This window comes from Chryseobacterium mucoviscidosis (genome assembly GCF_002177115.1).
GTDB classification, from domain to species: domain Bacteria; phylum Bacteroidota; class Bacteroidia; order Flavobacteriales; family Weeksellaceae; genus Chryseobacterium; species Chryseobacterium mucoviscidosis.
The window spans coordinates 80,423-105,955 of sequence record NZ_MVAG01000057.1; the positions used below are offsets into that span (position 1 = coordinate 80,423).

At 36.6% G+C, this 25,533-nt stretch carries 18 protein-coding genes; 12 read left to right on the top strand and 6 right to left on the bottom strand.

Going from position 1 to position 25,533, the window contains the following annotated elements; translation table 11 throughout:
- The first annotated feature begins 350 nt into the window (after nucleotides 1–350).
- From B0E34_RS01540 to B0E34_RS01565, 6 genes are all read left to right on the top strand, one after another.
- Nucleotides 351–944, top strand: a complete 594-nt coding sequence (locus tag B0E34_RS01540; RefSeq protein ID WP_087706154.1) for a hypothetical protein — start codon at nucleotides 351–353, stop codon at nucleotides 942–944.
- Nucleotides 945–946: 2 nt separating this feature from the next.
- Nucleotides 947–5,296 (top strand): PAZ domain-containing protein, encoded by a 4,350-nt coding sequence (locus B0E34_RS01545; RefSeq protein ID WP_087706156.1) that lies wholly within the window; start codon nucleotides 947–949, stop codon nucleotides 5,294–5,296.
- A gap of 5 nt (nucleotides 5,297–5,301) precedes the next feature.
- Complete coding sequence (locus B0E34_RS01550) at nucleotides 5,302–6,840, top strand: hypothetical protein (RefSeq protein ID WP_087706158.1); 1,539 nt, start codon at nucleotides 5,302–5,304, stop codon at nucleotides 6,838–6,840.
- Nucleotides 6,841–6,852: 12 nt separating this feature from the next.
- A complete protein-coding gene (locus tag B0E34_RS01555) occupies nucleotides 6,853–7,548 on the top strand; it encodes a phage tail protein (protein ID WP_087706160.1) in 696 nt (231 codons plus the stop codon).
- A gap of 65 nt (nucleotides 7,549–7,613) precedes the next feature.
- The gene (locus B0E34_RS01560) at nucleotides 7,614–10,358 is read left to right on the top strand and encodes a DUF6603 domain-containing protein (RefSeq protein ID WP_087706161.1); all 2,745 of its coding nucleotides are present in this window, start codon (nucleotides 7,614–7,616) and stop codon (nucleotides 10,356–10,358) included.
- A gap of 1 nt (nucleotide 10,359) precedes the next feature.
- Nucleotides 10,360–12,369 carry a hypothetical protein gene (locus B0E34_RS01565; protein WP_087706163.1) on the top strand — a complete coding sequence of 670 codons (2,010 nt, stop codon included), beginning with the start codon at nucleotides 10,360–10,362 and terminating at the stop codon, nucleotides 12,367–12,369.
- 103 nt (nucleotides 12,370–12,472) lie between these two features.
- Here B0E34_RS01565 and uraH read toward each other — a convergent pair whose 3' ends face one another.
- Both uraH and B0E34_RS01575 read right to left on the bottom strand, forming a co-directional pair.
- Nucleotides 12,473–12,880 carry a hydroxyisourate hydrolase gene (uraH, locus tag B0E34_RS01570; RefSeq protein WP_087706165.1) on the bottom strand — a complete coding sequence of 136 codons (408 nt, stop codon included), beginning with the start codon at nucleotides 12,878–12,880 and terminating at the stop codon, nucleotides 12,473–12,475.
- Nucleotides 12,881–12,961: 81 nt separating this feature from the next.
- A complete protein-coding gene (locus B0E34_RS01575) occupies nucleotides 12,962–13,531 on the bottom strand; it encodes a Crp/Fnr family transcriptional regulator (protein ID WP_087706167.1) in 570 nt (189 codons plus the stop codon).
- 138 nt (nucleotides 13,532–13,669) lie between these two features.
- On the opposite strand from B0E34_RS01575, the gene B0E34_RS21205 reads away from it, so the two are divergent.
- The 4 genes from B0E34_RS21205 (at nucleotide 13,670) to B0E34_RS01590 (ending at nucleotide 15,924) form a co-directional block, all read left to right on the top strand.
- Nucleotides 13,670–13,819, top strand: coding sequence for a hypothetical protein (locus tag B0E34_RS21205; protein ID WP_165762933.1), 150 nt, complete (start codon nucleotides 13,670–13,672; stop codon nucleotides 13,817–13,819).
- Nucleotides 13,820–14,049: 230 nt separating this feature from the next.
- A complete protein-coding gene (locus tag B0E34_RS01580) occupies nucleotides 14,050–14,814 on the top strand; it encodes a TspO-related membrane protein (protein WP_087706169.1) in 765 nt (254 codons plus the stop codon).
- 170 nt (nucleotides 14,815–14,984) lie between these two features.
- A complete protein-coding gene (locus B0E34_RS01585) occupies nucleotides 14,985–15,602 on the top strand; it encodes a flavin reductase family protein (RefSeq protein ID WP_087706171.1) in 618 nt (205 codons plus the stop codon).
- A gap of 43 nt (nucleotides 15,603–15,645) precedes the next feature.
- The gene (locus B0E34_RS01590) at nucleotides 15,646–15,924 is read left to right on the top strand and encodes a 7(1) septoil knot domain-containing protein (protein ID WP_087706173.1); all 279 of its coding nucleotides are present in this window, start codon (nucleotides 15,646–15,648) and stop codon (nucleotides 15,922–15,924) included.
- 101 nt (nucleotides 15,925–16,025) lie between these two features.
- On the opposite strand, the gene B0E34_RS01595 is transcribed toward B0E34_RS01590, so the two are convergent.
- From B0E34_RS01595 to B0E34_RS01610, 4 genes are all read right to left on the bottom strand, one after another.
- Nucleotides 16,026–17,087: an IPT/TIG domain-containing protein gene (locus tag B0E34_RS01595; RefSeq protein ID WP_087706175.1), complete on the bottom strand. Its 1,062-nt coding sequence runs from the start codon at nucleotides 17,085–17,087 to the stop codon at nucleotides 16,026–16,028.
- Nucleotides 17,088–17,099: 12 nt separating this feature from the next.
- On the bottom strand, nucleotides 17,100–18,701 hold the full coding sequence (locus B0E34_RS01600) for a RagB/SusD family nutrient uptake outer membrane protein (RefSeq protein WP_087706176.1): 1,602 nt from the start codon (nucleotides 18,699–18,701) through the stop codon (nucleotides 17,100–17,102).
- Between the two features lie 10 nt (nucleotides 18,702–18,711).
- Nucleotides 18,712–21,660: a SusC/RagA family TonB-linked outer membrane protein gene (locus B0E34_RS01605; protein WP_087706178.1), complete on the bottom strand. Its 2,949-nt coding sequence runs from the start codon at nucleotides 21,658–21,660 to the stop codon at nucleotides 18,712–18,714.
- A 372-nt stretch (nucleotides 21,661–22,032) separates the two neighbouring features.
- Nucleotides 22,033–22,911, bottom strand: a complete 879-nt coding sequence (locus tag B0E34_RS01610) for a helix-turn-helix domain-containing protein (RefSeq protein WP_087706179.1) — start codon at nucleotides 22,909–22,911, stop codon at nucleotides 22,033–22,035.
- Between the two features lie 155 nt (nucleotides 22,912–23,066).
- On the opposite strand from B0E34_RS01610, the gene B0E34_RS01615 reads away from it, so the two are divergent.
- On the top strand, nucleotides 23,067–24,353 hold the full coding sequence (locus B0E34_RS01615; RefSeq protein ID WP_087706181.1) for a glycoside hydrolase 5 family protein: 1,287 nt from the start codon (nucleotides 23,067–23,069) through the stop codon (nucleotides 24,351–24,353).
- A gap of 45 nt (nucleotides 24,354–24,398) precedes the next feature.
- Nucleotides 24,399–25,529 carry a glycoside hydrolase family 26 protein gene (locus B0E34_RS01620; protein WP_087706183.1) on the top strand — a complete coding sequence of 377 codons (1,131 nt, stop codon included), beginning with the start codon at nucleotides 24,399–24,401 and terminating at the stop codon, nucleotides 25,527–25,529.
- Nucleotides 25,530–25,533 lie beyond the last annotated feature (4 nt).

The following is a 25,533-nucleotide window of genomic DNA, read 5'->3' on the forward strand; positions in this document are numbered from 1 at the left end:
GATTTTTATTTACAGTAATTATTTTTTAGGTAAATTTTAAAACTTTAATTGAGAAAAAAAACCAGTATTTCTACTGAAATGAATAGGATTATTTTCCTATAATTTTGGTTGCTGAACAGGACAAATGACGGAGAGGATGAATGAAAAACTCTGACGATTTATTAATGATTTAAAAATCAGAAATTTATGATAGAGAAAATGATGCCGAGTGCTTTCTTTTATTAAATTTACATAACCCGATTCTGAATCAGGCGTAAAAATAAAACAATAATCATGGAGACCAGAAACCATTACAAAACGGGGCGTATTCTGAAAAGCCACACGAGTAGGAATTTTAAAAAAATTATATCATGAGTCAATTTCAATTGGGAATATCCCTGACTTTTTTAAAAAGAGATTTAGCCTTAGTTGTTCAAAGTACGGAACAAGATTTTGATACAAAAAAAGTTACAACGAAAGAATATCTGCTTGTTCCTACAAAAGTTTCATCGGATGATTTTGTAACTTTCAATGATTTAAAAAGTGATTTTAAGAAAATATTTGGGAGTGATTCTGAAGAACCTACAAAACAGGTTACAGATCAGCTAAAACAGAATAGCTCGGATAATAAATTCGACATCAATAAGATTCATTTTTATCTGAAAACTGCTTATTTATATAAAAAGGCATATTATATTAATACAGAAGCAGATTCAAGCAAACCACCTGTAATGGAAGAATGCGATGAAAGGGGAACCAAGCTGAAGGATGACAAAAAAGCAAAATGGGAATATGCACTGTCCATAAGTATAGACAGTAAGGCGTTCTTCTCAGAATTTAATACAATGTCCATCAATTCAGTTAATTTTTCTATCTGGAATACAGACCGCAACGTGGTGAAGAAAATGATGACTTTGGGATCTACGGATGATATCTTTAAACAGTTAGAAGACTCTGTAAAATAATTATGCCCAATATACTTCCTTTCCGGATAAATGCTTTGTATCTCAATTCGCCTGAACAGGTAATTGGTCAGGATATCCGTTTTGAAAATGTTCCGTGGATGAATACAGAGCGTCATGTCTTTGAAAATCCCAATGTTCCCCTCGAAACAAACTCGATTATTCCAAGGCCTTTTTCATGGGATAATTCCATTTATCTGGATAAGGGAGTTCATCTTCATTTTATTCTTCCTTCATTCTTTAAAAAATTTAATGATAAAGGAAATCTGCCAAAAGCTCCCAATCGTTGGTATATAAAAAGACAGCGTGATGGGGAGGAATGGATTGTGGAAAGCGATTATATATGGAACGTTAACGATCCTAAACTGAATAAAAACAATACCTGTACCTACGCGGAAGAAGCAACAGATACTTTTCAGTTTGCATATGTGGGAAGAAAATATAAACTGAACGACTGGATCTATCAGACCAATTCCCAGACGAATTATTTAAAAAATCTCAGTGCTTTGGGATGGGGAAGTTTTTCATTCGATATTCATTATCCCAATTGCAGAAGTGTATTTGGATTTTATGATGAAGACGGAACAGAAAACGAAATATATCAGGTTATCGGATGGGTAGATCATTACGGACAAAGCTCAGCCGATGAATATATCGTTGCTGGTAATTTTCAGTTAAAATCCGGGGAGGCCACAGAAAATGAAGAATCCTTTGATGTTGCTGTTGCCAATACTTTGCCCGAGACACTTTCTGCATTAATCATCAATACCAACAACCCGGATCTTTCCAGGCAGGATCTTCAGAAACAGGAAGAACAGATTGCTTCAATCATTAATTTTGATGAACTGAAGGAGCTGAATCTGGACTGGATTTCCAGACTGAGGAATAAACAGCACGAGCAACAGTTTAATAAAACATCCGGAACAACAAAATATGTTCTGAATATTGTTATTTCTGATCAGGAGGATGCTGTTCAGGAATATGATGTAGACAGCAGTCTTTTGGATTTTGAGTTCAGCGGAAATGTGGCTTTACAGTATGAAAAGATAAAAGATAAGCTTAAAACCTTTCAGGAGTCTGCAAAATCCGATGAAATTCTTGCGGTTTGGGAAGGCGTTTCTTTACCGGATCTCTTCAATATTTCTTATACCGAAGTCTTGGAAGATGAGCTGGAAAATCTCAACAAAATACAAAACAGCTATGAGCTGGATACCTTCAGATTACAGGCTAAAATTGAAAGTCTGTACCTGCACTGGTCTACGTATTTAAACGCTTTATTTTTAAGCAAAGATAAAAACATCAATAAGCTTAAAGAAGATCTTAAACTGTTAATCTCACAGATCAGCATCTTAAAAGAAAAGCTGGGAAATACAAAAGACAAAGCTCTGAATGCAAAAGATTTATTTTCCGGAAAAATATCAGAACATTACACAAGATACCGCGATTATGCCCTCATTAAATTTCTACTGAAAGCAAAACAGACCGGAGAAACCATAAATGAAAAAGAACTCCGGAACCTCCTGCATCAGCGGTATAAAACAAGAATGATTCTGTCCAAAAAAAACAGAACCGATTATTACGAACCGCTGCCGCCAAGCGTTATTATTTCGTCTCCGAAAAAAAACAGCATTTTCAATCTTTTCAGCAATCCGTCTGCTCCGGAAGAAATACAGTCGGTACCTTTATTCAAGCCGGAAAAGAAAGAAAACCGTCAAAATGTGCTGAATGTGGTCAATTCTCAGGAAATCAAGACCAATCAGTGGCATACCTATAAAGTAGAATGGGAAAGTTTATTTCTGCCTAAAAAAGAAGGCCATTATCTGGCTTCCGATACTAATTTTACAGAAAATTTTTTACAGGATTCCTACATTTTGGATGAGCTTAATGCAGACTTAATAAAAGCCTATCCTTTACATGATATTGCGTATATGCCGAATCCTAATATCTACTACGGGCATTCTTTTGTAAGCGATGAGGTTAAAGAATATGTAAAAGAAAAATTAGGCAAAAATCTTCTTCGTATTGATGAAAAAAACAACGCGGAATTAATAGAAAAAATAAAAATATTTCTTCAGAAACTGGAAGAAACTTCCTTGTTTGAACTTACCCTTTCAGATTTCAATAATTTAATGCTTCAGAGAAGCAATGGCTTGTCCGTCTTACCCCTCATTCCCAACGGATTTACAGATCATAAAGAGATGGCAAAAAGCATAGAAGATTTATGCAAAGAATATGGAAACAGTCTCGATCTTTTAACGCCAAACAGATTATCCATATTCAATCCGTTCAGAAACGGAGCCTTTAAAATGAACAGACTGAGAATTGTAGATTCTTTCGGAAGAAACAAAATCATCGAGCCGGAAAAAATAATTACCACCCATGTGCAGAAAATCGAAAATAAAGATAACTGGGTTGCACTGCCGCCAAGATATCTTCAGCCTTCTGCCGTAAGCACAAGATTTACAAGAACAGCAACAGAAGGAAAAAAATCTCCTGTACTCGGATGGATGGTTCCTGTGTATCTTAATCAGCGGATAGAATTTTTTGATGCACACGGAAAACATTTAGGGGCAGTAGACACAGAAGGAGCGTGGGAATCTTCCCCTTTTGATGCCGGTTTGGCTCAGGAAAACACAGACTATACAACAGTTGTTAGAAATCCTCATCTCAGAAGAATTATACACTGGATTATCGAAAGAATTGGCAAAACCAACAAAAAAGATCAGTTTATAAAAGAACTGCAGAGAACAATGGAGCATATTTCACCCGAAGATTATGCCAATCCGTCTCTGTTGGAAACCATCTCTTCCGTACCTGTTGCGATTACTTTAGTGAACATCAATTTATTCACCAGAGGAGAAGCATTGCATGACATCAGTTATTCAGAAAACATCACCATCAATACCTACAACAGCCAGAGAAAATACGATAAAGTGAAAATCCCGATGTCCATTGGAGATTTAAACCAGTATAACGACGGCGTTCTGGCTTACTGGCACTACCATCTGGAAAATAAAGAACAGAACGAAAGACTGGGTTTGAAAGCTTTGGAAAGCAAAATTTATTTTAATAATGATGCAGAAAAGAAAATAAGCCGTTTTTACTATTCTCTGAAAGATTTTCTGAAAGAAAACCCAATCGACGGAAGAGAAAAATGGAACGAAATTGAAGGTAAAACCATGTACAGCTCTTCAATAAGCTATAAAAATCAGGACAAAGAAAGCTTTCTGGCACTTAATGATACGCTGAATGCCTGCCAAAGATATCTTCTGATTCATCCTAAAGGAAACCTGAACATTAAAACAGGAATTTTACCAGAAAAGCGCATAAGACTGCCGTACAATGCCATTAAAAATGCTTTGAGAAGAATTGAACTTACATTATTAACAGCGCCTGTTATAACGCCCAAAGAAAACCTTCAGCTATCCCTTGCGAAAGATAATCGCTATCAGTGGTCGTGGATTGAACTGGAAAAAAAGAATAAAAAAGAACCTCTATCTCCTTCAAATCCACCCTTAAAAAAACGGATGACCCAAAATTTAGCCATCGATTTTTCTCAGAATTTTGAATCCGAAACCTACTTACAGACACTGCTTTCAGAATTAAAAGAAGAACATATTTTAATTAATGAATTGAAGCCGTTTTTTCCGGAGGAAGACATCTATTTTATCGATAAAAATGAATTTCAGATACGAAATAATACAGAAAAATACAGCATAAGAAATGAATTTATTAACGATGGGGTAACCGGTAAAATCGGCAGAAGCGAAAACGTTAAATCCATGCAGATCGCTTTAGATTTTAATCAGTTTAAAAATAAAAAATATACAGCCCTCAAAGAATTTATCATTCGGGAAAAATATGTGATGAAGCAGGAAAACAATCTGTTGGGCGAAGAAATTTATTATTTAAACACTGAAAAAACAAAAACACTGAAAGAAAAAGACAATTCTGAATTAAACGATTCCGAAAAAGAACTGGCTGAACTTCTGTCAATGAAAACCTCCAATAAAATCATCACACTCAGAGAATTGTTGGGCAGACTGTACATTTTCACCAAAGAAAACGCTTCAGCGATCATCAGAGAACGCTTTAAGCAAAGCCTCATTAATAAAAAAATCATTCAGGAATATCCCTTTTATCCGGAAGACCAGATCCACTTTGTAAACCGCGAAGAATGGGAAAAGATTAAAATAAAAGAAGATCCCGATGACGATGAAAAATTATTGCTGAAGCTGATTGAGAATACTTCCAAAGCCATTCTGGAGATCGGGGACTTTAATACCAACTCCGGAAACATTCCCCATCTTGTTTTAAAAGAAGGATGGCTGTCTATAAAATCTACTAAATTCTAAACATCATGGCAAAACTGTTATATTACTTTCCACTGGATAATTTAGTGAATAATGACATTGTTAATAATTACAAAACCCAGGTTCAGTCCGGGTTACAAAATAGTGCTTTAAATGTTGATTTTGATGAGTATAAAGGTTCTTATCTCAATTTTAAAGATAAAACCCAGTTAGAATTAACCTTTAAAAAAAGCATCGGTAAAGAAGGAACTTTAATTAATTTCTTTTTTAACTATCATAAAAAAAACAGCAGCGAGGCTCTTAATCTCATCACCATCGGGGATAAAATACTGAGCGTCATCAAATCTAATAACAGAAACGCTGTTTCTTTTAAAAATAACATCAGAATAAACGATGAAGACTTCAGAATCCGGGAAAACCACTGGTTTAATGCCTCCGTTTATTATAATTCTTCCGGAAATATAGAGCTCTATCTTACGGACGATAATTTCTTAGTGCTGAAAAAAGCTGTAATTTCATTTAACGATGATGCAGAAGATCAGAACATCATTGTAGGAGGCAATAAAGACGGAGATCAGCTTCGCATTGCAGATCTGTCGGTATATAATGATGTTTCCAAAGATGAAATAGAAAACCTCGTCAATACATCTATCGGAAAACACCTTACCTTACTCTCAAAATCCACTTTAATTGATACTGTAAGCTTTACTCTCAGCAACAATTCCGTTTTTGATAAACTCGTTATAGAAAATGATCCGAAACCTTTATCCTTCGAACTTCTTCCGGGAGAGATGACGATAGAAAGACAGGATAACAGCGCGGCAAAACTTAAAGTGAAAAAAGGCTTTTTTCAATATTCTGCTGTACAAGCAAACAATACCGAAGAATCAGACGATCTGCACATTTCCTTTGGCTTTAAAAATCAGAACACTGAAAATACAAATTTAACCGCAGTATTGAATGATCTCTCCATCGTGAACCGCTTAGATCAGGAAAGAATTTTAGTACAGCTTGAAATGTATAATATAACACTTACGAAAGATGAATTCTCTAAAACCTATACAAAATCTCAGCCTCTCATCATCGATAAAGTTTTTGAAATAATGGATATAAGAGGAGAAAACGAAAGCCCTTTTGAAGTATTTATTCTGGGCAACGATACGTTGTACAATGGCACAGCAAACGAAGCACAGACCATAAGACTGGCAATAAGCAACACCACCGAGCTGGATCTTAAGCTATCGGAAAACAGTGGTTTCAGGATTACAGGCAACTTTTTTACCATCCTTGAAAATGATGCAAAACAAACCAACAATACCAAATTGCTGGAACACCAGACCTTCACGACCATACCTGCAAAACCCAAATCTACAGACAACGACTTCCTGTGTTTTCAGAAAGAATACCTGCTGAAAAAAGGAACATCCATTATTATGGAAATATCGCGATTAAAAGCAAAACAATCTGCCCCTGCAAATCCGTCCGGTGCATATCCTTTCTATCTCGAATACAAAAATATTCCCGGCTACAGAAACGGAAAGATGAAATTCCACATCAAAACAGGCAAAATCTTTTACTCACTCTAAAGCATTAAAATCATGGCAGAAAATTTAAACATCAAAGACTTTAAAGCGAATGAAGCAGACATTGAAAAGCTTACTTCCGGAAAAGCAACCATTAATGCTTTGGATTCTCAGAATACAGTCATCAGTACTTTAACAGCAGATCTCATTAAGCTGAAAAACCAGATAGAATTACTTAATGAGGAGCTTAAAATTATGAAAGGATCAAAAGAACTGGTGAAGATCACTTCCGGCAGAACCGATGTCAACAACTCTTTATATACCAATAACGAACTGGTTTCTTTACCGGTAGGATCCATCGTTGCATTTTACGGAACCACGCTTCCCGAAGGCTGGGCTTTTTGCGACGGCTTTAATAACACTCCGGATCTTAGAGGAAGCTTTATTCTCGGGAACTCCGGAATCGGCCAGAAAAACAGTCAGGTTTACAACAGGTCTAATACCATTACACTAAGCGAAAAAAATATTCCGCGGGTCTGGAGTACCGTTACCACAAAATATTATAAAGTAGAAGCCGGAACAGGCGGAAATAATTTTGATTTTTTAGGAACGAAAGCTACTTCCAGAAATCAGACTATTTACAGAGAAAACAGTTGGTGTACAGACGAAAATATAGCCACAGAATTTGCGATAGGTCATGAAACTCCAACGCCGGTGGAAGTCCCGAATCCACAGCACGTAAAATTAGCTTATATCATGAAAATAAGATAATGATTTTAAGAAAAAACTGAATCTTTATAATATGATCCGCGAAAACCATTAAACAGCTTTACATCATGGAAAAACCGTCATTATCAAAAGCTGATATTCAGCTTGAACTTGATGTCTCAATAAAAAAAATTGACTTTAAAATTACGGGAAACAGAACGAAAATGGATGATGACGTTTCCGTAACTTCTTTGGTTGGTCAGTTGCCGGATGTTTCAAAAAATATTTCCGGACTTCTGGAAGACGAAGGCGATGTAAAAGACATTATCATTCCTTTTGTACCGGAAAAACTTAATTTCGGGATCTATAAAATCGCAGACGATACAGAAAGCCTTACCGCTTTTCAACTGGAAGCAAAATATTCACACTTAAAGCTTAAAGGTGTATTTTCTAAAGAGTTTAAACTGTTTTCAGTAGGCATTAACCAAGCCATCAGTTTTTCAAAAATGCCTTTGGTGGGAGAGTATCTTAAAGAATATACAATTTCAGATCTTGAACTCGTGTATCTTTCGCAGAAGGAAAATTCATTAACGCCTGATCGGGAGAAATTAATCAGCCTTTCAAAGAAAAATTTCATCAGTCAGAAAATCTGGATAAACAATTATAAGTTGTTTCTCAACGCCGGATTCAATGCAGGATTGATTTTAAAAACAGGAAACGAAGAACAGAAAATTACCTTTCCCGGTTTTGATCTTAAAGGCATAAAAGTTCCTTCACTCCCGGCTTCAGATCCCGCAAAAAAACAAAATTCCGGGACTTCAGGAAATACTCAGCAGGAAAAAGAGAAACAGCATCCGTTGGTAAAAATTAACGAGATAAAACCCTCCATCGAAAAAAATCTCATACAGATTGCGGTATCTGCAGATTTCAATGTCGGGCCATTTGGTTTGCAGTTGGTCGGCTTGGGAATTAAAGTTCCTTTTACGGTTTTTCAGAACTTCAGTCTGGAAAAATTATGGAAGGAGCTTCAGTTTACTTTGCAGGGACTTGCCATAATCTATGATACCCCTTCACTTTCTATCGCAGGAGCATTTTTAAGAGAAATACACAACGGAACGGAAGAATACAATGGTTTATTAACCTTCAGATTGGGTAAAATTGAAATAATAGCCATTGGATCTTACATCAAAACGCCAAACTATTCTTCCTTATTCGCATTCGGATATTTGGGCATTCCCATACCTTTAGATCCTGCTTTTTACATCCACGGATTTGCTTTGGGATTTGGATTAAACCGAGACTTTGTAATGCCTCAGATTACCGAGATTCCGGATTTTCCCCTCATTAAAATCGTTCATCAGGGAGGTTTAAAACAGGGAGATTCCATTAAAAAGATTTTTGGAGATTTAAACCGTTATTTGCCTGTTCGCGAAAACAGTTATGTAATTATTGCAGGAATTAAATTTGATTCCTACAAAATGATTTTTACTACAGGAATACTTGCAGTAGCTTTCGGAAATAAAACATCTTTACATCTTTTGGGCTTATCTACCATGAAGCTGGAGGGAGTTTATTATTTTGAATTCGCATTTTCCATGCGCGCAGATCTGGAAGAAGGAACCTTTTTCGCACAGGGACAACTAACGGAGAACAACTATATATTGTTGCCTCAACTGAAATTAACAGGCGGTTTTGCTTTAGGAATGTGGCTGAAAGGAGAAGCTGCAGGAGACTTCGTATTTACTCTGGGAGGGTATCATCCCAATTTTAAAGTTCCCGTTCACTATCCCAATAATACACCGCGTTTAGGATTCAGCTTTAATCTGGGGCCTGTTAATTTTTACGGGAAAGCCTATTTTGCTTTAACGCCAAGCTGCATTATGGCAGGTCTTGCAGGAGGTTTGAATCTTATCCTGAACGGTCGCGTGGTTTATGCAGAAATAGGACTTCTCTTCAGTGCAGATTTCATTATTTCATGGAAGCCTTTTTATTACAAAGCAGAAGTATATGTTCAGATCTATGCTAAAATAGTGGTGGATGTATGGCTTTTTAGCATCAATCAGACATTTAATCTAAGTGCCAGATTACAACTGGAAGGGCCGGATTTCAGAGGATTGGCGACTTTTAAAGTGGCGGGTTATGAACTGGAAGTTAAATTCGGCAACCATCAGAAGTCTATTAATACTGCATTAACCAGAGAAGAATTCATTGCCGGCTTTTTACCGGAACCTGCAAAAATTCTGGTCTGCAATATTGCATCAGGAATCATAAAAAAAATAAAGAGAAAGGACGGAACAGAATCTATTGTGGTTAATCCGAAAACATTTGCGTTAGAAATCTTTTCCGAAATTCCGCTTACAGAAATCAATGGAGATCAACTGAATGCCGAAAGTATAAAAAAGGAGAATATCTATCCGGTTTATAAAGATTCTGCTCCGTTAGACAGCAAACTCGGGTTATCGGTTACAGGGGCAGTTTCGCACTTTTCCTCCTTTCAGGTTTCTCCGGTGCTGAAATCGCTTCCCAAGTCCATTTGGAATCACACAAATACAATTCCGGATCAGGAAGAAATATTATCCGGTTCAAAATTACTGAAAGAAATATGCAAAGGCATCCGTTTGGAGTTTTCTAAAACAGAATCCGGAATTAATCCTGTTACCACATCTTTATACGATACCTGTGCCAAAATCTATCGGGATGATTTTACAGCACCGGAAGCAAAATACAATCAAAATTCTGCGCAGCCGGATAAAAGCATGATGACTGTTTTAGGAATTTTAAATGAAGAGGAAATCGACTATTCCGATCTGGAAAATACCACGGAAGTTTACAAATACAAAGGAAAATCTTTAGGAACCTATCAAATCGCTTAAAATGGCAGAAGAAAAAACAGGCATTGCTCCGTCGCATATCCCCACAGTAGGATCAGGAAAATACCAGATTAAGACTGATCTTCAGAATAATCTCACCACAGTTCAGCAACAGGAGATTGTTTTCTATGTAGAAGGTTACAACGCCGCTATTCCTCAGAATGAAATACTGGCAATGTATCCTCCCAATGAACATACAGGCGATTTTGCAGGAGCTTTTCCGCATATACAGTTCAGGAGAAGTACTCTGCCTTGGGAATTTGACTGTCAATATAAAGGAAACAGAATTCCCTACATTTTTTTGGTTTTGCTGAAAGAAGAAGAACTGGCTTCCGGAGATTTTGAAATACTGGAAAGCGATACCAACCATCTTAATGATTCACTGGAAGACATTGCGGAACCTAAACCACTAAAAATTCTTAATCTTTTAAAAGGGAACAGCGAAATTTTTCCGTCTGTGGATTTTGTTTCGCAGCTCGCGCACGTAAGAGTTCAGGAACATGAAGAACTGAAAAAGCTGAATCTTCCTGAAGAAACTTCCATTGTAATCTCTCACAGAAGGGTAGAACCGGATACCAAATATAAAGTATTCGTTTGTTATTATTCTGCTGAAGTAAACAATCAGGAAAAAGAAAAATATCAGTTAAATAATTTCAGCGGAGCAAATGAATATGAAAAGACAAAATCCTGCGTTGTTTTAGCAGAATGGTCTTTTGAAAGCATCAGTGCAGATCTTTATCAGATTAATATCAATAAGCTGAAAGAACATCCTGATTTCAATACGTTTCAGAAAGGCTTAGCCGACTCGGAAGTTTTAACTTTGGAAGAATTGAAAAAAGCAGCCAATCCTGAACTTGCCCGGTTAATATCCGAGAATGAAGCCTATTTAAAAGCTCGTAAACAAGAATGGGAAAAACTGCCGGAACCAAAATCCGTCCGCGATTTTGAAGAAACTGAAAACGGGAAAAAAGAGCAGAATAATTACATCCTTGAATATTTAAGATACAACGGTAAAAACCTAAAAGGTTATCTGTATGAATTACAGCTTCAGCCTTTTAAAATGACCATGAATGTGGAGCATGAAGCGGTAAGAAAATTAATTGATCTTGCAAAAATACCGCTGGAACACCAGTTGAAAGCAGGAGGAAAAATCGTTTCATGGTATCAGGGACCTTTTACCAACTGGAATTATTCATTCGATCTTTATGGTTGGATACAGGAAAGAGGATGGACGGATGTTCCGGATCATCAGGATTATCTTAATTTTTTGAATGAAGATACGAAGATGTACGACATGACCTATTCTGCAGCATGGCAACTCGGCAGATTAATGATTATGAATGACAATAAGGTTCTTCAGGAATTGAAAAAATGGAAGAACGATCTGGAAATACATCATCTGCTAAAGGAACAAAACCAATACAGTTATCTGCCTGCTTTAGTAACGCAGCCTCCCGCTGTTCCGGATTTGCTGCTGAATTATATTACAGGATTAATACAGTTCAGAAATTTTCCTGTTTATTACCTTCTTCCTCATCCGGATCTGAGTACGGAGGAAAGCATTAAATATTTTAAAATTGACAATTCGTGGATTACCGCTTTTTTATTCGGAATTTTCAGTGCGGGTCCTCAGTTGCGTCTGACAGATTTTGAAGAATACATTATGCAGAATAACGTCCTGAAAAATGTATTTGATTATCATGCATCGTATTACGGAATTCTGCTGCATTCACAGACCATTAAAAACTGGCCGCATCTGGTGATCGAACTAAATGAAAGCAGCGATTTTCATTACATTACAACAATTAATGATACTTTGCGTCTGTATATAACCGACCGGAAATTTTCTGATATTGATCTCTATCTTAAGCATGAAAACGCTCATTTCGGAAAAGAATATAACGCAGAAGAAAATCAGTTCATTGGTTTGAAAGATGGCGGCGTACAACTGGCAAATGAATATTTGTACAGGCAGCCCAAATTACGAATGCATCTTAACGTGAGTTCAGTGTAGGATTATAAACAGGAATGGGCATTCGTCAATTTTAATTAATAGAAGTAAACAGGCTTTAGTCAAGATTAATGCTAAAGCCTGTTTTCAAAATACTGTTTTATTTTTAACTTCCTCTGTATGTGGAATATCCATAAGGCGAAAGCGTGATGGGAACATGATAATGATTTTTATCCTTAATTTCAAACACGACCTCAACAAAAGGATAAAAGCTTTCGGTATTGTCTTTTTTGAAATAATCTTTCGTGTAGTAGGTTAATTTGAAAATGCCCAGATTTTCTTTTTCTGCCGGAAGAAAATCCGGAATTCTGCCGTTTGTATCTGTACTTTTCTCATCCACAAAAGACCATGTTTTCGATTGCTCATTGTATTTTTCCAGCTTAATTTTAACTCCCGGAGCAGGAATCCCTTTGGAAACATCCAGAATGTGAGTGGATAGCTGAAAATTATTTTTCTGTGCAGAAGTTCCTATCGACAAAAGAGCGAAAAGAACGCTAAAAATTAATGATTTCATTTTTCTATATTTTAAATTACTTCGATGTCTTGCAAAGTTAGACACCCCAAAAATTAAAAACGTTGCTCTATGTCAACGTTTTTATAGTTTCGATTTTATTCTGCTTAATGTGGAAGGCGATATTCCCAGATAAGAAGCAACCATCCTGTTCGATACCCGAAGCAAAAGCTGCGGCTGATATTCGATCAGCCATTTTACTCTTTCCAAAGCATCAAAACCCTGAAATCCATAAATCCTCTTTTGGGCGATGATGAATCCGAGTTCCAGAATTTCGGTATAGATTTTGGCAAATTCGGGTACAGTTTCTACGAGAAGATAAAAATCTTTCCTCGAAATGCGGAGCAGCTCCGATTTTTCAATGGTCTGAAGATATTCCTGTGCCGGTTTCTGATCGATAAAACTAGGCAGAGCAGTCGCAAAATTTCCTTCAAAAGCAAAATATCTTGAACTGTCTGTTCCGTCTTTGGTGGTGGTAAACAGACGGATGCATCCTTTATTAATGAAGTAATACCATTTGCATACCTCATCATATTGAAGAAGTATTTCGTTTCGTTTTGTGTTCGCCGGCTGAAAACAAGAAGTAATGATCTCTATTTTTTCAGAAGAGATCTCGCCTTTACTTCGTATAAATTTTTCAAGAACTGAATACATGAAATATGATGTTTACGATACGAATATGATCGAAGAACGTTCAAACTAAATTTTAATTAAATCTACCAAAAAAAGTCTGCTTGCATATACACTTTTCGAACTGATGTCAAAAATTAAGCCCAAAATAAAACAAAAAACTTGTTTAAGCTAATTTCAGAATTAACCGCAAAAGGGACAAAAGATGATGTTAAAGCGAATTTCCAAGATAATCAAAGCGCTCAAAAGAATAAAAATCAAAGATTTTTAAAAACTATTGAGTTCTTTTTCATTGATAATGATCAACTTTAAATAAAAAATTTGGTAGATCTTTTGTGATTTTTGCGGTTAAATAAAAGTTTAAACAGACTTAAAAGTAAAACTTCAAACTGGGAGTGTTATTTTTCTTTTCTTTCGTAAAAGTTCAGCTAGGCTAAAACAGATTCAGCTCAAATCTTCACAGAGTTTAAAATTCATACTTTTTTTGTTGGCAGAATTTCTCGGCTTGATGTAAATTTGATTAATTTAACTGAAAATAAATTATGGCAAAGCTATTTCAGATTTTAAATGCAGTTGCTTTGGTGGCAACCATTGTGGTAAACTATCTTTCCAACACCGGAATTTTTAATAATGAAACGATGGCTACCATTTCAGCCAGATATCAGAACCTGTTTACTCCTGCAGGATATGCCTTTTCCATTTGGGGACTGATCTATCTTGGGCTTTTAGGGTTTGTTATATATTACGGTCCGTTTACGAAAAATACCGATACCAAAGAAAAAACTATTTTAAATGTCGGTTGGTGGTTTACCGTTTCCTGTGTTGCAAACAGCCTTTGGATATTTACGTGGCTGTATGAATATACTTTTCTTACGATTCCAATTATGGTGGTTTTATTCATATCTCTGCTTAAGATTATAGGAAATAACCGTAGCATTTTAGAGTCTAAAGATCTTAAAACAGCAATTTTCCTTCGTCTGCCTTTTTATATTTATTCGGGCTGGATTTCTGTAGCTTTAATTGCCGATGTAGCAGCATATCTTAAAAAAATCCAATGGTCCGGCTTTGGAATTTCAGAAACTGTGTGGACGGTGATTATGTTTGCCGTTGCAGCCATTATTCATTTGTATATGGTTTGGAAACAGAAGATGGGAGCTTTTGCTTTGGTGGCAGTTTGGGCATTAATTGCAATTGCGGTAGCCAATCAGCATGCCAACCAGACCGTTTATATTGCGGCAATCATCACAGCGATCGTTATTTTTGTGAATGTCTTTTTTCAAATGTTTAAAAAGAGAACTGCACTGTGACAATGAATCATTGTCTGTGAAATTTAGGGTTAAAATTGATAATGTAATTGATAGATTTCCTCATACAGTTTAGTAAGCGTAATATCATTTCTCTAAAAATCACTCAGCCTCAGCAGAATTAAATTCTGTTTTAAATACATTTTAATTAAAAATTTAAATCAAAATACTTAATGTTAATTCACTTTACCAATCAGCAGATAGCCGAAACAGAAGAAAGGAAAAGGACGGCACTCGTTAATTCTTTAAGTGGCTTCAAAAGTCTTAATTTAATTGGAACCGCAAATAAAGATGGGCAAACCAATCTTGCTGTCTTTAATTCTGTAATGCATATTGGCGCGAATCCTCCTTTAATGGGATTTATTTCCCGCCCTGATTCCGTTGAGAGACATACGCTGGAAAATATACAGCAGATAGGTTATTACACCATTAATCATGTGAATAAAGAGATTTTTGAAAAAGCACACCAGACATCGGCAAGATATAAGCGCGAACAGTCAGAATTTGATGCTTCCGGACTAACTGCTGAATACAGAAATAATTTTTCAGCACCTTTTGTGAAAGAGTCGAATATACAAATGGGATTAATCCTGAAAGAAATTGTTTCTGTAAAAAGCAACGGTACACACTTAATTGTCGGCGAAATTACAGACTTATATTTCCCTGAAGAAATCTGGGAAGAAACAGGAATCTTGGATATTGAAAAGGCTGGAACAGTTGCCGGTTCCTCTCTCGACGGCTATCACACAACCCAATTACTTAAAAGAATGAAATACGCGAAACCTTCGTAAGGTTATTTCGTACATAACATAAAACATAAAAAAACGGTTAAATATGGCAAGGATATATCAGACAGCTTCATTAGGAGAAGCACAGGTAAGGGTTGCAGTCGTAAACAGCAAAGAAGAGGCAGATTTATTAGTTTGCAGAGTTCCCTCATGGGGTTTGGCTCATGGTGATGCTCGTTGGTATATCACACGAAACAAACAGGATGCTACCTGTGTTATTTCTTTAGTTTCTGAAGGAATGGCACAAGTTAAAATATGCTTTGTAGACACATATGGTGAGGCTGGATGGCAGAAAGAAAGTCGGTATAAAAATAAATTTGGCTGAAAAAAAGACGTACATGATTTACCATGTACGTCTAAAGATAAACTGTATAAAAAAAATATTGTTAAAATATCCTATGCTCTCAAGAGCAATAACAACTTGGTTTAGTAGTAATAACCGATATCATCCATGTATATCGTATTTGTATTTCCGGTGTTATTATTAAATACAACATTCATTGTAGAAGGTGCTGAAGATAACCCGAAAGACGCCCACGGAATTTCAAAATATTGATATTCTGTTCCTACACTTATAGATGGAGTAGTTCCCCAACCGTAATTTAAAATAAGACGTAATCCACTATTTATTGCAGAGGTAGATTTTATATAAAACCGAATTCCTTTTGCAGTGGAAGGTATAGATGGACTGTTATCGATCTGGAATGCAGACCATGCTTTTACATCCCATTTTATTGCTTTTTCTCCCTGTTTAACGTTTGCGGGATCTGTATTGTATGCCGTATCATAAGTATCTCCTGCCCATGTAGCATTAGAAATACCGCCAAAGAAAGCATCATCATAAACAGAAGTACCTATCTGAGAGTTGTACGTAACAGTTCCTGATAAAGTAGTTACAGACACTTTTTTACCCTGCGATCCTGCGGGAAGAGTTGCAACAATATGGGTAAGATCGTAAGAAACAATAGCTGCATCTATATTGCCTACTTTCACTGTCGGATTAACGAAATAGTTCCCTTTAAGAGTAATATTGGTTCCGTCGGCAGCGTTGATGCTTTGGAATCCGTTAAAAATCGGAGACGGTGGAGCAATGACAAAATCATATTCAACAGTTCCGTTTGCGGTTACTAATTTTAATTTATTACTTCCGTTAACATAAGGAGTATTGATATTGATGGTAATAATGATCGCATTGTCTGTAACCAGATTAGGATTAAAGGTAGACTCATAATCATTAAAATAGATATGTCTGAGACTGGCAAAACCGGAACCTTTAATAACATAAGTATTAGACGGATAACCGATATGGGTGCTTACCAAAGGATCTACAGGCTTGTTGTTGGCATCTACCGATGCAGAAACCAGTTCGATAACAGGAGTTATCCCCTTCATGTCATCATCTTCGTTGTTACAGGACTGTACAGAAAGCAAACCGATGATAGGAATGAGCCATGCCAATAATTTCGTATAAAATATTTTATTTTTCATTTTCTGTAAATTTTAAAATTGATAATGTACCGGGCTATCCAAAAGCTTCGGATTTTTAGCAACATCATTTGCAGGATAAGGAAGAGTGAAACTGCTGGATGAAGGGGTAAAATATTCAGCAGTATACATATTTCCACGGTTCTGAGCAGACATGATGGCGATGGCTTTACTGCGGTCGATTCTTCCGAGATCAAACCAATAATCGCCTTCGAAAGCAAGCTCTCTTCTTCGTTCTTTAAACAAATCATCAAAAGTAAAGGAAGTAACATTCGACAGACCTGCTCTGTTTCTTACAGCATTGTAAACCTTTAAGGCATTGCCGTCTGAAGTAGAATTTCCACCTGCTAAAATCGCTTCGGCATCAATCAGCAGAAGTTCGGCAAACCTCATAATGTACGTATTGTTGTTCATCATTGCCCAACTGTCTACAGGACCTGTGGAATTTCCATTTACAATTCCGATGCAATATTTTTTAATGGCTGCACCTGCACCCTGACCTCCGATCTGGTCTGCTGGCGGAACAGTGAAACCAGTCTGAAAATTCTGTCCGTTTTTAACTTTTATATCTGTGTACGTATATCCGGGAAACATAATCGTATTTGCCCTTCTTACGTCATTGGTATCATATAACGTTAAAATATCCTGAGAAGGTGCAAAAACACCGCCGTAAGACGCATTGGAGGTAGAATACGTTCCGTTGCTGATCCCAAATTGTGTGTTGCAGTTATTGGCAGATCCATAATTAATATCGCCTTTCCACTGCAATGCGAATATAGATTCTTCATTGTTGTTATTAGGATAAGTGAACAGATCCCCAAAAGATTTACTGGTAATAGAATATTGCGATGTTCCTCCTAATAATTTAAATTCTCCGCTGTTAATCACCTCTTCAGCAAGTTGTCTTGCCATTGTATAATTTTTATTGTACAAATATACTTTTGCAAGAAAAGCTTTCGCAGAACCTTTAGAAACCTTCGCATTCGAAGAATAGTCTCCGCCTCTTATTTTGGCAGGCAATAATTCTATCGCTTTAGAATAATCTCTGCGAATCAGCTCGTAAACATCGTCTGTGAAATTGGTATTTACTTTAGGATTAGCTGCAACAGCTTCATTATCAATAATTATAGGAACGGGTCCCCATAATCTCACTAAATAAAAGTAAGCTGTGGCGCGGATAAAATAAGCTTCTCCTAAAGCCTGATTAATCACCGCCTGAGAAACTCCCGCACCGGCTCTTTTCTGTAAATTATTGATGAGATTATTAGCCTGTGCTACATTCGCCCATAACGACTGCCATCCATTGAACATTTCCGCATCGGAAGAGTTGATGGAAAAATTACGCATGGCGTTCACATCCGAGGAATTGGTATACATATTTCCCGAACCTACTTCCGAAATGGCGTAGAAAAATTTATTATTAAACTGAAACCATGTTTTGTAGTACATTCCGTCTGTTGCTCCCTGTACCTGTTCGTTGTTCTGATAATAATTCTCCAGACTGATGGAGTCCTCGGAAGGACGGTCTGTAAATTCTCTGCTGCAAGAAGACAGAAGGCCAAGCCCCAAAAATGAAACGGCTAAACCTGTATGTTTAAAATATTGTAAAGCTTTCATAAATAATTAATTAAAAATCTAAATTAACTCCAAAATTAAATGTTCGGGGAGAAGGATATCTTCCGTTGTCAACTCCTGTCAGTAAGACATTTTGGTTGAAAGATCCTATTTCAGGATCGTATCCGCTGTATTTTGTAATCGTAAACAGGTTCTGTGCGCTTACGTAGATTCTGAATCTTGTAAGTTTAAGCTGAGAAGCAAAAGTAGGGGAAACGGTGTATCCTAAAGTTACATTCTGTATTCTCAGGTAATCTCCTTTTTCCACAAAACGGTCAGAAATAAGAAGATTCGTACTGTTATTGTCTGCAACCGGTCTTGGCAAACTTGCATTTGGATTATCTGGTGTCCAGTAATCAAGCGCACCCACCAGTTGATTTTGATATAACTGGGAATTCATTGTACCGTTTCTTTTCGTAAGATTCAGAATGTCATTACCTACAGAACCCTGTACAAAAACAGAAAGATCCACATTTTTATATCTGAAAGTATTGGTAAATCCGAATGTGAAATCCGGGTGCGGATTTCCGATAATCGTCATATCAGACTCGTTGATTTTACCATCTCCATTTACATCCACGTAACGAACGTCTCCCAGTTTCGGTGCAGTTCCGAATTGAGTCGGTGCATTATTAAGCTGGTCTGCCGTACGATAAAGATCATTGGTTTTATATCCCCAGAAAACGCCTACCGGTTCGCCGATTAAAGTATTGGTTGCCACCATTGGCAGATAACCGTTCAGGTTTACCTGAGTATTAATATCCGACAAACCGTCCGCAAGACTCAATAATTTGTTTCTGTATCTGGAAACAACAAGATTTGATGTCCAGTTGAATTTTTCCCCTTTTGTTTCGTAAGAAATATTAAGATCAATACCTCTGTTCATCATAGAGCCGATGTTCGAGTACATGGCATCAATACCTCCGTAATAATTTGCTCCTCCGGTTATATAACTGGGAAGTGGCGCCTGAAAAAGGAAATCTTTCGATTTTTTATTATACCAGTCTAAGGCTATATTAAGTCTCTTCAGTAAAGTAAGATCTACCCCGATGTTCGTCTGCTGCATAGATTCCCACTTCAGGTTTTTATTAGAAAGATTACCTACAAGGTTGTAAATAGTAAGCAGGGAAGTATATCTGTTATTCGGAATATTCTGGTTTCCTGTTTCTCCGTAACCACCACGGAATCTGATGTTACTGATGATGTTTGAAGGAATCCATTCCATGAATTTTTCTTTTGTTACTCTCCAAGAAGCAGAAACTGCCGGAAAATATCCCAACTGTTTTTTGCCGTTATCCGCTTCAGGATCAAACTTCGAAGAACGGTCTGCTCTTATGGAAGCGGTAAGGCTGTATCTGCCGTCGAAATCATAAATAATTCTTCCGAAAAGTGAAGAAAGAGAATTGCTTCCTTGGAATGAAGTTGTTGTAACATCGTCCGCAAGATTTAATCCGTAAACATCGTTCGATTTAAATCCCTGTCCTATGGAGCTGAATCCTTTATAATGAACATCCTGTGCTTCCTGTCCGGCAAGTATTGTAAATTTATTCTTTCCTAAAGAAAAATCATACGTTAATAAATTTTTAAAGTTTACAGAATACCAATCCTGATTTCTCACATACAAATCTGCGATCAGATTAAATTGAGAACCTCTGTCGTAAGAAGGATGAAATTCTGTGTTTTCAGAAAACTCCGTATTCGCAGAAAGTTCCATTCTGTATTTCAGTCCTTTCGTAATTTTAGCTTCAGCATACAGATTTCCAAGGAAATTTTTACGGATTAATTTATTTGTATTGGTAAGAGCTTCGGCAACAGGATTGAAATAATTAACATTTTGTCCTGCAGGAGGAGAAGCGTAACTTCCGTCGAAATTATAAATTGGCATATCCGGAGCCTGTAAAAGCGTGTTGGAGATAAGCCCGTTATAACTTTGGTTTACCGTAAAGTTTTCATTGCTTACCCCGCCTGTAATATTCGTCCCCACTTTCAGCCAGTTATTTACCTGAGAATCTACATTCGTACGGAACGTATATCTTTTAAGTCCGGTATTGATAATATTACCTTCCTGGTTAAGATAGTTTGCCGAAATATAAAATGTGGTATTATCTTTTCCGCCGGAAAATGAAAGCTGATGGCTTTGAGAAAAAGCAGTCTTGTAAATTGCTTTTTGCCAGTTTGTCCCGTTACCCAGCAATTCAGGATGGGCAAACTCAGGCCTTGGCTGAAGATTAAACAGATCAGACAATTGATTCTGATATCTTGCGTACTGCTGAAGATTCATCACATCCAGATATTTATAAATACTGGAAACCGATGTATACCCTTCATAACTTATCTTTCCCGCTCCTTTTTTGCCCGATTTCGTAGTAATGATGATAACACCGTTTGCTCCTCTCGAACCATAGATTGCCGTTGCAGAAGCATCTTTAAGTACATCTATCGATTCTATATCATTAGGGTTAAGAAAGGTAAGCGGAGAAACTGCGGCGTTTCCCGAACCTCCCGTAGCAGAAGTATCGTTACCTGCAATCGGTCTTCCTGTAGTAGAACTGTTGGTTGCATCTCCGGAAATGGGGACACCATCAATAATATACAATGGTTCGTTACTGGAACTGATGGAAGTGGTTCCGCGCACTCGTACAGAAGCAGCCGCTCCCGGCTGTCCGTTACCGTTCGTTACGGAAACTCCCGCAACTTTTCCCTGAAGCATCTGGTCTACGGAAACCTGCTTCAGATCCTGAATATCCTTAGATTTAATAGAAGATACGGCAGAGTTTATATCCGTTTTTTTCTGAGCGCCATAACCTATCATTACAACTTCATCAATTTTTGTCTCTTTTAGAGTATCGCTCTTTGTTTTTTGAGCATGCACCCAACTTACAGGAAGAAAGGCTAATGCAAAAAATAAGGCGGCTTTATTCTGTAGAACCGGGCTTAGTAAGGGGGTGTTTATTTTTCTCATAATTGCTACGGAAAAGAAATTAATGTTTAGTTTGAATTAACATTTTGTTCACATTGATGACAAAGCTAAATTTTGAAGCTAATTGCGATTAATGTTATTTTGTCATAATTCAGTATTATTTTACCTGTTGTTATACTAAATGCCCTGTTTGTTTATTTTAATTAATTGATTTTCAGTTTTTTATTTTGTTTTTAATAAACGTCATGTTATGGTTGTTTATAGTCATATTTAGGTGTTTTTTCTACATTATCTGAAAAATAAATTAGAATTATATGTCTAAAATGGTCTTTTTCGTAATTAAGATTTAATAAAATATTAACAGAAAACATCACCAACCTCTTAAAAAAAGAACAAATCAATCATTTTATCGAATTATTGAACTCTTTTAATACCGTTAAACTGATTTTTAAATTCCGAAGGTGTACATTTTTTTATAGATTTAAAAATTTTATTGAAGTTGGCAATATTGTTAAAGCCCGACTCAAAGGCAACTTCGGATACCGTTAGTTTTTTTTCTATCAGCCATCTTGCGGCGTAGCCCACTCTTACTTCGTTCAGGTAATTGATGAATGTTTTTCCTGTTCTCTTCTTTATAAACCTGTTGAAGGTTACAATACTCATATTAGAAATAGCAGCAACTTCCTCAAGGGTTATTTTCTTGTCGAAATTTTTATGCACATAATCGTAGACAAGCTTCATGCTGTCGTCATCGGTAAAGGTTTCCAGTTCTATACTGTAAGATGAGAGAATGGTTGTATTCTCCGCGATAGCAAGTTCATGCAGGATGTGCATCATTTCCATAAAAGCTTCAAAACCTTTTAGTTTAGATAGGTTCAGAAAATTATCTTTTAACTTTTCAGCGGTTTCTGTAGAAAAAAGAATTCCCCGGATAGAATTTTTAATAAGATCGTCAATTGGTTTCATAATTCGTCTTTTCATTAAAGATTCATCAAAGAAATCCTGATTAAACTGTACCGTTATTTCATGGATTTTTTTCGATTTGCATCTGTAATTATCCCAGTAATGAGGAAGGTAAGGACCAATCATCACCAGTTCGATATGATCTATTTCTCCAATATGATCGCCTACTATTCTTTTATTGCCTTTTCCCTTAAGAATAAAGTTGATCTCAATTTCCGGGTGATAATGGAGAGGAAAATCGAATGTATTTTTTATGCGGTCGAACACCAAAAAGGTTTCATCGGGTGAAATAGTTGCTATTTCTCTAAGAATTTCGGAGTGTTTGCTCATTTTGTATCTTTTGTATGAGTATTGATTTTCAGTTTTTTACCGTTTATTTGCGTAATTTATATGTAAAAATGACAAAATAATATTACATCCCGCCAAGATACATAAATAAATTTGGCATTAAGCAAATGTTAACAGACTGATGCATTTTCTTTACTATGAAATTACAATACAAAATACCATTGATCTTACTTTTTTGTGTGTTGGGGAAACTGAATGCCCAAAAATTCGTCACCGTAAAAGAAGGTCATTTCATCCTTAAAAAAAAGGAATATTATTTTGTAGGAACCAACTTTTGGTATGCTTCTTATCTTGGGCTGGAAAAAAATGAAGAAAAGGGTATCGGCAGATTAAAGAAAGAACTGGATTTTTTAAAATCTCAAAATATTGAAAATATTCGTGTTCTTGCCGCAGTGGAAGGTTCCGGAAAATTAAACGGAGCAAATAGAGTAGAACCCGCATATCAATATGAAGCCGGAAAATTTGATGAAGACAAATTAAAAGGACTCGACATTCTTATGGATGAAGCAGGAAAAAGAAACATGAAAGTAATCCTTTTTCTTTCCAATAACTGGGAATGGAGCGGTGGATGGCTGCAATATTTACTTTGGAACAATAAAATTGATCAGCAAAAAACAGCAGAAAAATTGAACTGGGATGATCAGAGAGACTTTACCGCAAAGTTTTATAGCTGCGAAGAATGTAAAAATCAGTATTTTGAACAGGTCAAAAAAATTGTTACAAGAAGAAACTCTGTGAATGGAAAAAAATATACAAAAGATAAAACATTAATGGCTTGGGAAATTGCCAATGAACCACGCCCGATGAGACCCGCAGCTAACGGAGAGTATAAAAAATTTATTACAGAAAGTGCTTCGTTCATTAAAACGCTGGATAAAAATCATCTGGTAACTACCGGAAGTGAAGGAGTACAGGGAACGGAAGATATGGATCTGTATAAAGAAAACCATGCAGATAAAAACATAGATTTTCTCACCATTCATATTTGGCCGAAAAACTGGGGCTGGTTTGCAAATGAGACCATGGAAAAAGATTTCGAAGAAGTGAACCATAAAACCTCAGACTATATAAAATCTCATCTCAAAATTGCAGACGAACTCCGCAAACCGTTGGTTCTTGAAGAATTCGGATTTCCGAGAGACGGGCATTCTTTCGATATCAGCAGCAGTACAAACTTAAGAGACAAATACTACGAAAGTGTTCTGAAATTGTGGAATGAGAACAGAAATCTGAAAGGAAGTTTTGCCGGATGCTCTTTCTGGGCGTTCAACGGAATTGCAAAACCAATTTCCGGGCAGACCTTCTGGAAAAAAGGCGACGATTACATGGGAGATCCACCGATGGAAGAACAGGGACTGAATGGAGTTTTCATCTCAGATCAATCCACATGGAACATCATAAGAAAATACAATACTAATCCTTAAAAGATAATTAAAATAGCAGGATAAATTTCCTCTACAATTAAATAAATGAATTCCTTAAAAAATTTTATTATAGTTTCTAACGTATTCTGTGCCGGTCTTTTTGCGGCGCAGGATACTTCTTCACTGTCAAACAAAAATGCCACAGCGGAAACCCAAAACCTGTACAAAAATCTTTGGCAGCTTATGGATAAAGGAGTGATGTTCGGACATCAGGATGATTTGGGGTATGGAGTAAACTGGAGAATGCAGGATGGAAGAAGTGATGTAAAAGAAACAGCAGGAGATTATCCCGCAGTTTTCGGATGGGACGTTATGAATATAGAATCCGGCGGAAAAGGCCCTATTGATATTTTCAGTTTTGCCCAGATGAAAAAGATGATGGAGGATGTCTACAACATGGGCGGAATAAATACCGTGAGTTGGCACGCCAATAATCCTTTAACCGGAAAAACAGCCTGGGATAATACAAAAGGAGGCGTAAAGGCCATTTTACCCGGAGGCGAAAAACATCAGATGTTTCTCAACTGGCTGGATCTTATCTCAGATTATCTGGCTTCTGTAAAGGGGAAAGATAAAAAACAGGTTCCTATACTTTGGAGACCTTATCATGAACTTACAGGAAGCTGGTTCTGGTGGGGGAAAAATAACTGTACCTCTGAAGAATTCAAACAGCTTTGGAAAATGACCTACGATTATCTTACCAAAACAAAAGGAAGAAATAATCTTATCTGGATCTACAATACTTCAGACTTTAATACCAAAGAAGAATTTCTGGAATTTTATCCCGGCGATGAATATGTGGATATGATTAGCTTTGATATCTATGAACTTGATAATCCGGTACACAATACAGGTTTTGTAGAACGTTCTCAAAAGCAGTTTGCGATTATGGACGAAATTGCGAAAGAACATCATAAAATTCCGGCTCTTGCTGAAACAGGATATGAGCAGATTCCGTACAACCGTTTCTGGACAAAAACTTTAACGGAAGCCATCGGAAACTACAAAATTTCTTACGTTCTGGCATGGAGAAATCACGGATTGACGGAAGAGAAAAAAATGCACTATTATGTACCTTACAAAGGACATCCGAATGAACAGGATTTCAGAGATTTTTACAATCTCGGCAACACATTGTTCCTGAAAGATATACAGAAAACAAATGTGTATAAATAATAAA